The organism is Microbulbifer maximicatervae (SeqCode) (assembly GCF_052467225.1).
In genome coordinates this window covers 3,972,254-3,986,072 of the sequence record NZ_CP174303.1, presented here as the reverse complement: position 1 = coordinate 3,986,072, position 13,819 = coordinate 3,972,254, and the positions used below count along the sequence as shown (strand labels likewise).

Annotated in this window: 12 protein-coding genes; 5 read left to right on the top strand and 7 right to left on the bottom strand. The window is 42.2% G+C overall.

The window, feature by feature from the left end; translation table 11 throughout:
• Positions 1–523: 523 nt before the first annotated feature.
• Positions 524–1,660, top strand: a complete 1,137-nt coding sequence (locus ACJJIZ_RS17120) for a serine hydrolase domain-containing protein (protein WP_444914248.1) — start codon at positions 524–526, stop codon at positions 1,658–1,660.
• Positions 1,661–1,787: 127 nt separating this feature from the next.
• Here the strand turns inward: ACJJIZ_RS17120 and ACJJIZ_RS17115 are convergent, their stop codons facing one another.
• Positions 1,788–2,897, bottom strand: coding sequence for an oxidoreductase (locus ACJJIZ_RS17115; protein ID WP_444914247.1), 1,110 nt, complete (start codon positions 2,895–2,897; stop codon positions 1,788–1,790).
• Positions 2,898–2,997: 100 nt separating this feature from the next.
• Here ACJJIZ_RS17115 and ACJJIZ_RS17110 point away from each other — a divergent pair, with 100 nt between their 5' ends.
• Complete coding sequence (locus ACJJIZ_RS17110; RefSeq protein ID WP_444914246.1) at positions 2,998–3,894, top strand: LysR family transcriptional regulator; 897 nt, start codon at positions 2,998–3,000, stop codon at positions 3,892–3,894.
• A gap of 108 nt (positions 3,895–4,002) precedes the next feature.
• On the opposite strand, the gene ACJJIZ_RS17105 is transcribed toward ACJJIZ_RS17110, so the two are convergent.
• The 4 genes from ACJJIZ_RS17105 to ACJJIZ_RS17090 are packed head-to-tail and all read right to left on the bottom strand — an operon-like array spanning position 4,003 to position 6,618.
• Positions 4,003–4,611 (bottom strand): DNA-3-methyladenine glycosylase I, encoded by a 609-nt coding sequence (locus tag ACJJIZ_RS17105; RefSeq protein WP_444914245.1) that lies wholly within the window; start codon positions 4,609–4,611, stop codon positions 4,003–4,005.
• Positions 4,612–4,620: 9 nt separating this feature from the next.
• Complete coding sequence (locus ACJJIZ_RS17100) at positions 4,621–4,923, bottom strand: YciI family protein (protein WP_444914244.1); 303 nt, start codon at positions 4,921–4,923, stop codon at positions 4,621–4,623.
• A 26-nt stretch (positions 4,924–4,949) separates the two neighbouring features.
• A complete protein-coding gene (locus tag ACJJIZ_RS17095; RefSeq protein WP_444914243.1) occupies positions 4,950–5,522 on the bottom strand; it encodes a TetR/AcrR family transcriptional regulator in 573 nt (190 codons plus the stop codon).
• A gap of 10 nt (positions 5,523–5,532) precedes the next feature.
• Entirely contained in the window at positions 5,533–6,618 is a 1,086-nt protein-coding gene (locus tag ACJJIZ_RS17090) for an alkene reductase (protein ID WP_444914242.1), read from the bottom strand.
• Between the two features lie 174 nt (positions 6,619–6,792).
• Between ACJJIZ_RS17090 and ACJJIZ_RS17085 the strand changes: the two genes are divergently transcribed.
• The 3 genes from ACJJIZ_RS17085 (at position 6,793) to ACJJIZ_RS17075 (ending at position 10,718) form a co-directional block, all read left to right on the top strand.
• Positions 6,793–7,500, top strand: coding sequence for an alpha/beta hydrolase (locus ACJJIZ_RS17085; RefSeq protein ID WP_444914241.1), 708 nt, complete (start codon positions 6,793–6,795; stop codon positions 7,498–7,500).
• Between the two features lie 286 nt (positions 7,501–7,786).
• Positions 7,787–8,950: a serine hydrolase domain-containing protein gene (locus ACJJIZ_RS17080; protein WP_444914240.1), complete on the top strand. Its 1,164-nt coding sequence runs from the start codon at positions 7,787–7,789 to the stop codon at positions 8,948–8,950.
• A gap of 283 nt (positions 8,951–9,233) precedes the next feature.
• Positions 9,234–10,718: an APC family permease gene (locus ACJJIZ_RS17075; RefSeq protein WP_444914239.1), complete on the top strand. Its 1,485-nt coding sequence runs from the start codon at positions 9,234–9,236 to the stop codon at positions 10,716–10,718.
• Positions 10,719–11,160: 442 nt separating this feature from the next.
• On the opposite strand, the gene ACJJIZ_RS17070 is transcribed toward ACJJIZ_RS17075, so the two are convergent.
• Both ACJJIZ_RS17070 and ACJJIZ_RS17065 read right to left on the bottom strand, forming a co-directional pair.
• Positions 11,161–11,808 (bottom strand): MOSC domain-containing protein, encoded by a 648-nt coding sequence (locus tag ACJJIZ_RS17070; protein ID WP_444914238.1) that lies wholly within the window; start codon positions 11,806–11,808, stop codon positions 11,161–11,163.
• Between the two features lie 586 nt (positions 11,809–12,394).
• Positions 12,395–13,555 carry a patatin-like phospholipase family protein gene (locus tag ACJJIZ_RS17065; RefSeq protein WP_444914237.1) on the bottom strand — a complete coding sequence of 387 codons (1,161 nt, stop codon included), beginning with the start codon at positions 13,553–13,555 and terminating at the stop codon, positions 12,395–12,397.
• Between the last annotated feature and the right edge of the window lie 264 nt (positions 13,556–13,819).

The following is a 13,819-nucleotide window of genomic DNA, read 5'->3' as shown; positions in this document are numbered from 1 at the left end:
AAAAAATAAAGAGTATTTTTTGGGTTTCAGTTTTGGAGCGATAACTTTAGTCATTACTTGTCTGTTTTAGGGTATTGGAGAAGCGGAATTTAAATGCCCTAACTCTAGGTAATGTTGTCTGAGTAAGTGTAGAGTAACGGAAGTTGAAGAAAAAGTAATTGCTGAAGTTATTTAGATATAAATTAAAAAGACAGCTTAATTCTGGGTATTATTGTTGTGCTGGATGTTGAAGTTTCTCTAATCTTGATCGGATAAAGATATTGTCACAGGTTGCAGTCACGTAGTACTTTCGAATTTCGCCAACGACTACTTGTTTATGGGTGGAGAATGATATCCCTTAAATTAAAAGTCTGTTTATGTGTGTTCTTGTAAAACCTCCTATATATCAATTATTGAGTAGAGTGTTTAAAGCTAACTAGTGCAGTTGATGGGTATTTTTTAATTGTCCGGGTTATATTTGAGTGATAAAGTCAATTAGTAAATGTCTTTATTTAGTATGTGAAGGTTAAAAGGATTTAATAATATGTACAAACGTATAAGTTTAAGTACTGTACTTTCTTTATGTTCGGTATTTCTGGCTGAAAATTCAGTAGCGCATACGAATGACTTGGATAGTCTTTTTATAAATGCGGTTTCTGAGGAGTCTGTGCCTGGAATTAGTGTGGCTGTAGGGGAAAATGGGCATGTTCGATGGGCAAGAGGTTATGGTTTTGCTGACCTCGAATCTCATGTTCCAATGACTAGAAAAACCAAATTGAGAATCGCCAGTGTTTCGAAAGTTATCACTGCAGCTGCTCTCATGAGGTTGAAAGAACAGGGGATTATTGAGTTGGACACCTATGTCTCTTCGCTGGTAGAAGCTTGGCCTGATTCACACGCTGATATTAGTTTAAGACAGATAACAAGTCATACTTCCGGCATTCGCCACTACCAATCTTTGGGAGAATTTCTTTACAATGTGGAATATAGTTCCACAATAGATGCGTTAGACCTTTTTAAGGATGACGATTTACTTTTCTACCCCGGGACAGACTCTAATTACTCGACCTATGCTTGGACATTGCTCGCTGCCGCAATGGAGTCTGCATCAGGAACTGAATTTAAGAAGTTAGTTCAAGAGGAAGTATTTGATCCTTTGAACCTCAAAAATAGTACTTTTGATGAAAACTCTCCCATAATTTCCCACAGGCAAAGAGCTTATTCTTACTGGGGAGGAAGTCTAATCAACTCTCCAGAAGTAAATAGTAGCTATAAATATGCTGGCGGAGGTATGCTCTCTACACCAAGTGACCTGGTTAGGTTTGCTATGTCACATCTTGATAGTGGCTATCTGAGTGATGAATCGCTTTCTGAGCTTTTTAGCCCAGGAACTCTAACAAGTGGTGAGGAAGTTAGCTACGGTATTGGTTGGATTGTTGACTTTATCAGTTTAAGCAATTGGTATGATCCGGAGGAGGATGCGGAGCTGATTAGAGTTATCGAGGAGCATCCAAACATTAAATTGATGAGCGGTGAAGGAGTTGGCGGAAGTACCATGCTAATGCTTTGCCCTGATCATGCCCGCTCTATAAGCGTTGTCAAGAATGTAGATAGTGATCAAACGGCTGACTTGATAGAGCTATCTCTGAAAACATTAGATATTTTCCATAATAAAAATTAATTAATTTAAGGTGTCAGAAAGCTAAAGTTGCTAATTTTAAGATTACCCTTCACTCGCTTAGAGCCATTGTCTGGTCTACAAGGAGGGGAAGGGTAATTAAATTCCTCCGCCGTCCTCAGGTAACTATTTAGCTGTTTCTTTGAAAATACTCACGAGCACATTCCAGTGTCGCATGGGGTGAAAGCATATCAAAAGTAAAGTTCTTTGGAGTCTGATTTTGTTTTATGGTATTTGGCCAGTCCTGATTGGCCAGGGCCGTTTTACCAAGCGAGATAATATCTGCTTCATTGTTTTCTAGGACCTGAGCTGCGAGTTTTGGGCCTGTAATTCTGCCGTTGGCAATAACCGGTAGAGTACTATATTTCCTTGCCAGACATGCTAATGAGTTACTGTTTTCAAAGGCGGGAGTGTCTATTTTTGGTTCGGTGGTATGAATATAGTCGGCACCACATTGCTTCATTAGCTCGAAAACTTCGGCAGCTCCAGCTTCGCCTTCAGGCCAAATATAGCTGGTATCGTTCACTTTTTTCTGAGAGAAACGAACGCCCACTACAAAGTCCTTTCCGACCGCTGTCCTTACTGATTCAAGTGTTTCCTTGTAAATACGTAAACGGTTAGTGAGTGCTCCTCCATAACAGTCTTTTCGTTTGTTGGTATAGGTGGTTAAAAATTGGTCTAACAAGTAGCCATTGGCACCGTGTATCTCAACACCGTCAAAGCCGGCAAGTTGTGCCAGGCGGGCAGCCTGAGCGAAGCCCTCAACAACCATTGCAATATCTCGCTGTGTCATGGCTTCCGGCATGGGATAGGGGCCTTCTCCATAGTAGAAGGGCATTTGACTTCCCTGGGGACGAACCATAGAGGGGCCAGCATTTTGATCGGTATAAGGGTTATATTGCGAAAGGGCGCCGGCATGCATCAATTGGGCATATATCCGGGCTCCTTGTCTATGAACTCTTGAGATAATCGGCTTCCAGCTCTGTGCATGATCGTGGCAGGCCATACCAGGTTGATACTTGTAACCCTGACTATAAAGTCTGTCAGTATGTAATCCCTCGGTAATAATCAGCCCAAACCCTCCATGGGCAAATCCCTCATAGTACTCCTCCATCAATGGACCAACGCGACCATCCAGCCCGGCGCTGACCCTTGTCATCGGTGCGACTGCGAGCCTGTTAGGAATACGTAAGTTTCCGATTTCAACGGTGTTGAATAGATTGTGATATTTGGTAGCCATAAATATTTCTTACCTATTAAGATTTTTTATATTTTGACAATTAACGAATTGTTGTGTAAATCAGACATTAGGTAATTACAGTTTCAACAATTTATTGAATATGGCAGGAATTAATCAATTAGAGAGCTTGAGGGTTTTCAGTGCGGTCGTGGAGTGTGGAAGCTTTACTACTGCTGCAAATCGTTTAGGTGTATCTGCAGCTTGGGTTTCTAAGTCGGTAGAGCGATTGGAATCTCGCCTGGGAACCACGCTTTTGCGCCGCAGTACTCGGCATATGCAGGTGACTAGCTCCGGGGAACGGTGTTACATGCGGGCACTTGAAATGCTCAGCAAGTGGGATGCTTTAGAGGATGACTTATGTGAATCCAATGATAGCCCTAGAGGAAAGTTACGGATTGGCGTCCCGATGTCTTGGGGGTTATCCAAGTTCGGTTCCATTTTGAATATGTTTATGGATCGGTACCCGGAAATCCTTCTAGATATTCAAATGGGAGATCATTATGTGAATGTGTTAGAAGAGAAGTTTGATCTTGTGCTACGGCTAACTAATGAACTAGCTGATAGCGCCTTGTTGTGCCGAAAAATTACCAGTTACCATCGAGTTGCCTGTGCTGCGCCTGAGTACCTTAAACAATATGGGGAGCCAGGCCACCCCCGTGAGTTAAGTGACCATCACTGTTTGGTATATACCTTACCGGGTAAACCCAGTGTGTGGCAGTTTAAAGATAAAGGTAAATGGCTCGATATTTATCTGGAACCTAGGTTGACTTCTAATAACAGTAAATTACTCCATTGTGCTTTATTAGAGGGGAAGGGCATTGCACTGATCCCCCATTTTATTATTGATGATGACCTTAGAGAGGGGCGATTAGTTCCGATTTTGACAGGCTTCCAAACCGCTGAGCTAAACCTTTATTCACTTAGGCCTGGGGACCGTATGTCCTCCTATCGATTAAAATTACTATACAATTTTATATGTGAGCAGCTTGGTGAGTAAGATAGGGGATGTATCAGAGGTAATATCTTTTACCTTGGGTGCATCCCCTATCAAGCTCTACCCTTTTATAGATTACCTATGATCGTGCGGGTTAGTTCTAGTCAAGCATCAGGGTTTTACAAACCTATTTTTTGCACTCTCTACCTTAGATCGCGTTACACATCCCTCTAGATGGTCATTAATTAATCCCATTGCTTGCATAAAGGCATAGACAGTTGTTGGACCTACAAATTTCCAGCCTAACTTTTTCAAATCTTTCGATAGTGTGATCGATTCGTTTGAGGTAGACATGGACTGAGGCTTGCCAAGCATCTCTTTTTTAGGTTCGTATCTCCAGAGAAATGATGCAAGAGATCCTTCGTTCTTTACGATTTCCCTGGCACATTTGGCATTATTAATAACGGCTTCGATTTTACCTCGGTGTCGGACTATTCCCTCATTTAATAGCAGCTTTTCCACATTTGTATTGGTAAAACGGGCTATTTTATTAAAATTAAATCCATAAAAAGCTTCCCGAAAATTTTCTCTTTTGGCAAGAATTGTACGCCAGCTTAAACCAGACTGAAAACCTTCCAGGCATAGCTTTTCAAATAGGCGAAAATCGTCACTAACTGGAAAGCCCCATTCTTTGTCATGGTACTCCAGGAAATCTGGTGCAGAAGCGCACCAGTTACAACGGTATTTACCATCATGGCTTTGAATAAGTTGCGCGGCCATACCAATTACCTAACTGTTTGCCTCGGGTCTTAATAAGAATTCAAGCTGCGGACTAGCTTTGGATGAATCAATTTCTATGACATCGGCACTAACCACTTTTTCAGATACGAAAGGGTCTTGTTCGACGCGTATTAGCAATTCTTCATAAGTGGTGTTAAATGCTAGGATACCGCCACCAATTCCAGGTTTTATACTTCCAGACAGTATAAAAACTCCATCATCGAAACCTTTCTGTAACCACTCTCTGTGGCCAGTCATATATTTTGCTGCTTGTGATTTTTTTTCTGAAAATTTTAATAAAATAACAAACATATACTCATAGTTCCTTGTAAATAGCGCTAAGCTTTCGCCTTGTATGTGTCAACCCAAGAGCACATTTTATTGACTTCGTACTCAACATAGTCCTTGTCCTGAAAAGCATTTGCTAAGGTTGCAACACCCTGGCTCCAAGAGAGAACCTGTAGAGCTAGTTTATCGGCATCAGTGTTGGGATTTAGTTGTGTAAATTGTGTTTTTAGCCATTCCCGAAACAGACTGAAAATTTTATTGGCATCCTCTCGCCCTACATGGTTCAACTTGGCAAGTTCATTGGAGAGAGTACCTACGGGACAGCCGAAATCTCTGATCTTATCCCAGTTGGTAATGACAATACGGATATAACATTTTATCCGTTGCTCAGATGTATTCCCTTGTGCTTCCCATTCTTCCAGCATTGCTTGGGTTTTTTGCAATCTTCTCTCTATAACACCAGATAGAATTTGATCTTTAGTCTTGAAATGGTGGTAGAAGTTTCCGCGAGAAATATTTAAAAGATTAGCGATATCCTTGAATGAGGTATGCTCAAAACCCTGTTGATAAAATAAGTCATCTGCTGTTGCGATGATTCGGTCGCGGGTGTCTAGTTTTTCCATATCGATTACTTTACTGAATTTCTATTTGGGTTGAGGCAAATGGGTAGTCAGTGTAGCCTTTTTCATCTCCACCGTAAAAAGTTGAGTGATCGGCTTGATTGAGTGATATGCCTTGTTTTAGTCGGTAAACTAAATCAGGGTTGGCTAAAAATGGTGTTCCAAATGCAATTAGATCGGCATTATTACTTTTCAGGGATTTTTGGGCCAGTTCGAGATTATAGCCATTATTCGCGATATACACACCCTTAAAGCATTTGCGTAAAGCTGGATAATTTACGGTTCTCTCTTTTTTCATCATATCGCCTTCCAGAATATGAACGTAGGCAATATTCCGGTTACTTAGCTGCCCTAAAACATACTCGAAATTTTCTTGTGGGTTAGAGTCAGACATTGAGTTAAAACTATTCTCTGGTGTTAGACGCACGCCTATACGGTTTGAAGGCCAAGCTTCCATCACGGAATCAATTATTTCGTTTAAAAGACGCATGCGATTCCCTATATTTCCACCATAGAGGTCGCTGCGATGATTAGTCCCGTCACGCAGAAATTGATCAATCAGATACCCGTTAGCGCCGTGAACTTCAACTCCATCAAAGCCAGCCTCTTTAGCCATTTGTGCAGCAAAGCCAAATTGCTCCACGATTTTTGGAATCTCACTAGTTTCTAGTGCACGAGGAAGAGCAAAGTCCTTATGCCCCTCGTAGGTAACCGCTTGCCCAATTGGTTTAATTGCAGATGCGCTCACGGGAGCCTTTTTATCTGGTTGCAGGTCAGGATGGGAAATGCGCCCGCAATGTTGCAGCTGTATAAAAATTTTCCCACCAGCTTGATGCACTGCATGGGTTAACTTCCTCCAACCATCAACTTGATCAGCGGTGTATATACCTGGGGTGTAAGGGTATCCCACACCTTGCGTAGAGATAGGAGATGATTCAGCGATAATTAGGCCAGCGCTTGCCCGTTGTTGGTAGTGCGTAACCATCATGGGTGTTACGACTCCATTTTTGTCCGCTCGATTTCGCGTCATCGGCGCCATAACCATGCGGTTTGTAAGTCGAAGACCTGATAAATCGAAGGATTGAAATAGATTTGCCATGCTGTACTTCCTCTTTAACTAGCATTACAGGACCTAGGACGCCTGACCTAGAATCAATAATGCTAGGTCAGTCGTCCTACACCTGTCAACCGTTTATCATTTGGGATGGGGGGGGAAGCTAAAAGTGGCGATAATTCATACAGGTGGAGTGCCTGGTTGTGGGGTTAAGTCTTTATGGCAACATTTGTTCTGGTACACGGTGCTTGGCAGGGAGGCTGGTGTTGGAAGCGGGTATCAGCGTTTCTTAGGCGGTACGGCCATGAGGTTTATAGCCCAACTCTGACGGGGCTCGGAGAAAGGGCGCACCTTTTAGATGGCACAATCAACCTGGATACGCATATACAAGACATTCTGGGTGTTATCGCATGTGAAGAGTTAACGGATATTGTCTTGTGTGGCCACAGTTATGGTGGAGTGGTAATAACCGGTGTGGCTGATAAGGTGCACCAGCATATACGATCCCTTGTCTATCTTGATGCCTTAGTTCCAGAGGATGGGCAAAACGTCTTAGATCTTTTGCCTGTAGAGGTCGGGTTGAGTTTTCAGGATATTGCCAGAACTCAGGGTGATGGATTTCGCGTAGCGCCAAGTCCTGCAATAGATTTCGGGGTTAACATTCAAGATCAGGCGTGGGTGGATCGGCGTTGTGTCGACCATCCACTGGGGTCATTTGAGCAACCGATTCAACTACAGGGCTTATGGAAGCAAGTAGCTCGGCACCGATACATCTATGCGTCGGGGTGGGCACCAGGAATTGGTAGGCCGTTCTTTGAGAGAGCCCAGAGAGAACTTGGTTGGGAGACGATAAACCTTCCCTGTGGTCATGATGTGATGCTAGATATGCCCAAAGAACTTACCCAAATTTTGATAGCCTCGATATAGCGATAGCCGTGCTACTTTAGCAACTTATATGGGGTACCCCTTATGGATGCTCCAATGAGAGATGGGTCAAGTATGTCTCTGTATAATTAAAGTGCGTGTCGATATAAAAAATAATTGATCTATTGAATCCAAGTTCAGTATTGATTGCGTCTAATTAAACTGTAACTGATTAAGTGTGATCCCCCTTTTCATAGCTGAAGATGGAGGCTTTACTAGGTAGTAGATCAGCTATTATTTACGAATTTATGATTCCCAGAATTATTATAGTGAATTTGAAGTGAGAAAAATGTTAAGAAGTTATTTGCTATTTGGTTTAATGGTGCTCTTCGTAGGGTTTCCTATGGAAGCCTCAGCAGCCGAGAATAATTTTTCTAAAGTTATGACTGAGGTTGCAGAATTAAAGAAGGAGTACAATTTACCATCTTTATCCGTTGCGATAGGGTTGGATAATCGTGTGGCTTTTGCCCAAGCGGTAGGTCTTGCTGATATTGAAAAGGGTTTGGAAGCCGATTCAAGTACACAGTATTCAGTTGGTAGTTTGGCTAAACCGATGACGGGATTAGCTGTAGCTCGGCTAGTTACTAAAGGTAAACTCGATCTGCAATATCCGGTAAGTAAGTATGTAGAGAGGCCCCATTATACTCGGCTATTCAGTGTTGCTGAACTTGCCGCACATACCGCTGGTGTGCCACATGATACATCGGAAAGAGATTTGGCTGAGTTTTCCAATGTAAAAGATCATCAACACCCACTTGATGCATTTTACGTATTTGATAAACACCCTCTGCTATTTGAACCTGGAACAGAATATCGTTATTCATCGAATGGTTATATCTTGCTATCCGCTGTTGTAGAGCAGGCTTCGCAAAAAGGGTACGTTGATTATCTCAGTTCCGAAATCTGGGATTACCTGGGAATGAAAGCCACAGAGTTGGACACTTCTTTTGCAGGGCACGAAAATGAAGCGGCCTATTATTCAAGTACCAGTAAAGAGAGTGTGCATGTTAAATCAACGACCAAGCGAGATAGGAGTTTCCTTTTTGGAGGTGGAGGATTTATATCAACACCCTCTGATCTGGTAAGAATGGCTCAAGCTACCTATGAAAATGGATTTTTGTCTACAGATGCCCTACGAGCGCTTTCTATGCCATTGAAATTACGCAATGGCGAAATCAACAAGGAAAAATATTCCCTTGGTTGGCGGGTGGGTGGTATAAATCTAGGGGAGCAAGATAAGCCATGGTTGGTACTGCATCACGGTGGCGTGACTGATGATGCGGCTACGGCTTACCTTTTAGTTGTTCCTGAATGTAAGGCCTCTATAGCTTTTGCGACTAACTATGTGCCAGAAAAATTCTGGCGGATGCGGGGGCGTATGGCGTCAATCTTGAAAGAATACCTTGATGTTGAAAGATGCAACCGCTGGGATTTCCTTCAGCCCTCTGTATAGTTGCGTTAACTTTCATTGCTGCATATGTTGAACGTGCCTCCCGGCAGGCAGCCCTGAGCTTTTGGAAAGGCGGGTTGATGCTCATGTCAAATTTCGATAGGGACTTTAAAGGCTTCTATACAATATCTCCATTTTTAATTTTGACTTATACCTGAAGTAGAAAGAGATAACTTACTGTTTTTGGTTGAGATGAACTGGGCTGGCTAAACTAAAGATACTAGTAGCAGGAGCTATCAGATTAAATAGAGAAGACGCCTGCATAACACTCTAGAAAACGGTCGATATGGGTTGTGCCAAAGGCGGAAAAAAACGCGTTTCTCTGTTGAGTGCTACGCTGCTTAGTGCCACCTGTATGATAGGTTCGGGCTGGTTGTTTAGTGCACAGCTTACGGCAAACTATGCAGGTAATTGGGCTTTTGGAGCTTGGGTATTAGCGGCGCTTTTGGTCTTGATGGTTGGCTTGTGCCTAAGCCGTGTCGTTGCATTCTACCCAGTCCGTGGAGCCCTCGCTCAATCCAGTGCATTGTCGCACAATAGTATTTTTGGAATGCCATTCGCGTTTGCTAACTGGTTTGGCACATTAATGGTTGTTGCGACCGAGGCGCAGGCAACAACCCAATACCTCTCATCTGCTATAGATTCCTCTTTGTTAATTGACAATCACACCTTGACTCCTTGGGGGAAGGTTCTCGCGTTAAGTATTCTTTTTGTATATTTGCTGATTAACTATTATGGAATACGGTTTCTTGCCAAGATTAACAATGTTGTCACTGTTCTAAAGATATTTACTCCCACCTTTGCAATAGTTGTATTGCTTATAGTTGTATTTAGTAGTGATACAAGTGGGTCAAATTTTTCAATTGACTCTAATCAGGAGTTTGGGTTTGGAAGCGCTTTTTCCGCTGTTATTGGGGCGGGTCTAATATATTCGTTCAATGGCTTCCAGATCAGTGTTGCCTTTGCCAGTGAGATAAAACATCCCAAGCGCAATATTCCTCTGGCCGTTACTTTATCAATTACAATAATGACGCTTGTTTATCTTGCATTGCAATATGCTTTTATGGCCTCAGTGCCGAACGATCTTCTGGTGGAAAATGGTGGTTGGCAAGGGATTAATTTTGACTCGCCGCTTTTGGACTTGGCGACACTGCTTGGCTTGCACTTTCTTGCGATGATACTACTTGCAGACAGTGTGATAAGTCCCTCGGCATCTGGATATACTTATTTGGGGGCCTCGTCAAGAATTCTATTTGCAATGGCCTCTGTAGGGCAAATGCCGCGATGGTTAGCTGTTTTAGATCCTGTACATAATTTATCAAGGCGCTCGATGCTTACTAATTGGTTGATAGCGGCAGTTGTACTTGCTCATGCTGATAGTTGGGCAGCACTTATGGTGATCGTATCTGGCTATCATATAGTTGGATATATGGCCGCCCCCATTAGCATGGGAGCACTTGAACCTGGTACGAGATGCTTTGGGGTTGCTGTTTTTGCTGTACTGGGGGTGCTCATGATTACCATAACTTCATCATCCCTTTTGTTGGTGTGCGCTTCTTTGACAGTACTTATTTGTATTTATGCATCATTGCATATTGCCAGTATTGGGGTTAAGAAATTATCAGTGTTAGTTCTGCCGTTTATTATATATTTATGGATTTTATATTTTATTCAGTATACTTGGGCGGTAATTATTTTTTCAGTTGCTTTTTATTTGTTAATATCTTCGAAGCCCTATGTTAAATTTTGCAGGGTATATAATAAGCTGTAGTTTGATGTATGGTTTTAAATGGTTGGTGTCTGTGATCTTAGTAAAAGATTCCAGTGTGTTGGGCGCATCCAAGTACATTAGTGAACCCTTTTGATAGCGCTAAACCGTTAAGTGCTGAGTCAGGAATTCTATTACCTAGGCCAATTCTGACATGATCCGTTTAAGTTTTTGCATGCCTGATAATACCTATCATTTTATCCGCAAATATATTGGTAGATGGCAGTAGGGGGTGTTCGAGCATAGCTCGCGCAGTAATATCAACTTGAGGAAGCCTATTAATCCTTGTTTGTTTAATAAGTTAGTAATTTTACCCAAAAAACTACGGTTAACACATTTAAGTCCGGGGTAGTGCCGGGTTTTAACTTTTACTACACAGCCCTCCCGGAGGCTGACTTTCGGAAGGAATGTAGTTAGTAGGCTGATGTGATAAATTACTCAATTGTCAGAGCTTAGAGAGCCGCTTTACAGCTTTCTCTCTCCACTCTTTGGATAAGGGTTGTAGCTGACTTGCAGCCTGGAGTACTTGCTTGGTATTGGGAAATTGCTTATCAAAAAAAGCTCTGAACATAGATCGTATGTCGATTGAGTTTGGAGCTTCAGCTATCTTACAAATCGAAACCCCTTCTTTAATATGCCCCTCCTTAACAACCCTAAAATATACACCGCAATTAAAGCTGCTAGTGAGAATCTTGGCTGCAGCGTCATTATCTAGGGCCATGCTTAGCTTAAAGCAGGGTATTCTGGGTTGACTTACCTCAAGGATACAACTGCCTATGCGGAATTGGTCTCCAACAAAGATATTTTGTTCTCGAAGCCCTTCTACCGTTAAATTCTCACCAAATGCGCCATACTTAAGGCTCTTTCTGCCTAACAGGTCTTCCCAGTAAGGGTAGTGGTCATTAGAAAACGCATATATGGCCATATCTTTGCCGCCATGATTTTTTAAGTCTGCCTGCTCATCTCCTTCCAAATTATTCTTTCCAACAAAAATTTTTCCTTGGACTGGCTTCTTGAAGATCCCCGTTGTTACAGTTTTACCCTTGTATTCGCAATCTACTTTTTTGGATACGTTTATAGAGAGGAGTTTCATATTTTCTTATTGGTAGATAATTTATGCAGGACCTGGATCTTAGCAAAATATACGCTTAATGCACAGCTATCCTATGTTGCTTTGATGTCCTATAGGACGGCTTACATATATCTGTTTATTGGTTAATGGTTGGAAGATTTATCCCGATACCAGTGCCAGCGATCTTCTTCGTACTCATAGCATATATTATCGCAGTGGATCTTCTTCTCTACGCACCAGTCTTGATTTTCATTATCTCTAATGCAGTCATAGTAGCTATTCTTACAGGTTTTTATACACCTGTTTCGAGCCTCACGATCATGAAGCTCTCCAGCTCTAACATTCACAAAGAGGCAAGAAGTCAGTGTAATTAGAATTGTGATTAGATAGCGTAGCTTTGGCATGGTTAAACGCCGTTTGATTTTGCTTCTGAAGAGTAATGTCACTAACGATAAATCAGTAAAATATTTGTTGGTTGGTTTGCTGGCAGGCGGGTGAGCGGATGATGGGTGCTAAGCGTGTATTTTCTGATAGAGTGAATGCCACTGTCCTTAGATTAGGCGGCAACCGTTTTGTTGAGTTGTCGCCTTATATTGTGATGAGATTTTTATCCGTTGGCAGTGGCCAATTGGTCAATTACCTGTTGTATCTTCTGTTTATTGTTTTCAATGAGTCGATCTGAGTGAATCTTGAGTGAATCGATATTGTCGTATTCAAATAGACCGACATGGGGTTCAGTTACCTCTACATTGAGGTAGTCATATTTGATCTTTACATTGTTGGAGAGTAATGAAGCAATTTCCAGGGCGTGCAATTGCTGCTCATCCATTGATCTTTGAACACTTGAGATAGCATCTCGTGCCCACTGTAGTATGCCCCAGTTTTTCAGGTCTTTATATTTCACCTGCGAACTGGTTAGCGGGGAGGTGCCGGACCCAAGAATCAGCACATAGTAGTTCTTGTGAGGGAACTCTTTGATGATATCCAGGAGCGCAACACTTGCAGGGTTGTTGGCAGAAATACCTGCGTCGGCAAAGTATTTATGGCCCACTTCTTTGCTGTCAGCCATAAAGCCAACTGGGGGAAACAGTGAAACCCCACTAACTGCAGCTGTGACCAGTTGGTATAGGCTGTTGGTAGGAAGCTCACTGGTATCTCCTCCTCGGTTTTTGAAGAGGTGAAGTTCACCAGTATTTACACTGAGTGAGGGGATAATCACATAATTTTTCAAATCGGTGAAGTTAAGCTCTGGTGTATAGTGCTTCTCCATCACTTTGTGAAGGCGGCGACCCAAATATTTTGGAGAAAAAAGACCGGATGCCGTAAGCAGTTTATGATACCAAGGCGTTGAAAACAGATAATTACTTTTCGACTTGTATAAGTTAATAAGCAAGTCTGTTTTTGAATCGACATTGGCATAGTTTTTAGCCAGGTGAGATGAGCGGACATTCAACCCGGTAACAATGACAGCGCCCGTCGAGACACCACTAAACACATCGAAAAGCTCGTCAACTGGTTGCCCCAGTGCTTTTTCCAAGTGTTTAATGACATATAGTGGTATGAGTCCACGGATACCACCACCGTCAATGACAAGTATGTTGATCGTATCTTTATCATTGAGATGATTGCGTATCGCAGTCTCATCCTCTTGCACTGGTGAGTGATAAAATGTTGCGCTTGCTGTAAGGATGTAGTTGTACAGATAGGCGCAGGCAGTGAAAATCACGATGATCACTGTACATATAATAAGGAAATAACTGAGTTCCATTTCTGCACCTATAAGGTATTTACGTCGCAAGGATATAGACACCGAATCTTTGATATTGACTAAATGGAGAGAGCGGGTTTTGTCGGGTAAGAAGGGGGGGCGGAAAAAACGTATGATATTACTTTTTATGGGTTGAACGGTCCGTAGTTTTTTCTCGGTTGTAAGGGCTTTCGGTGAGAAAAAAGTGCGATTTCTAGGTCTGTGCGTCTTATTTTCAGTTTTCTGGTAATGATTATTTCGTATATCGATTTTTTCGAAATTATC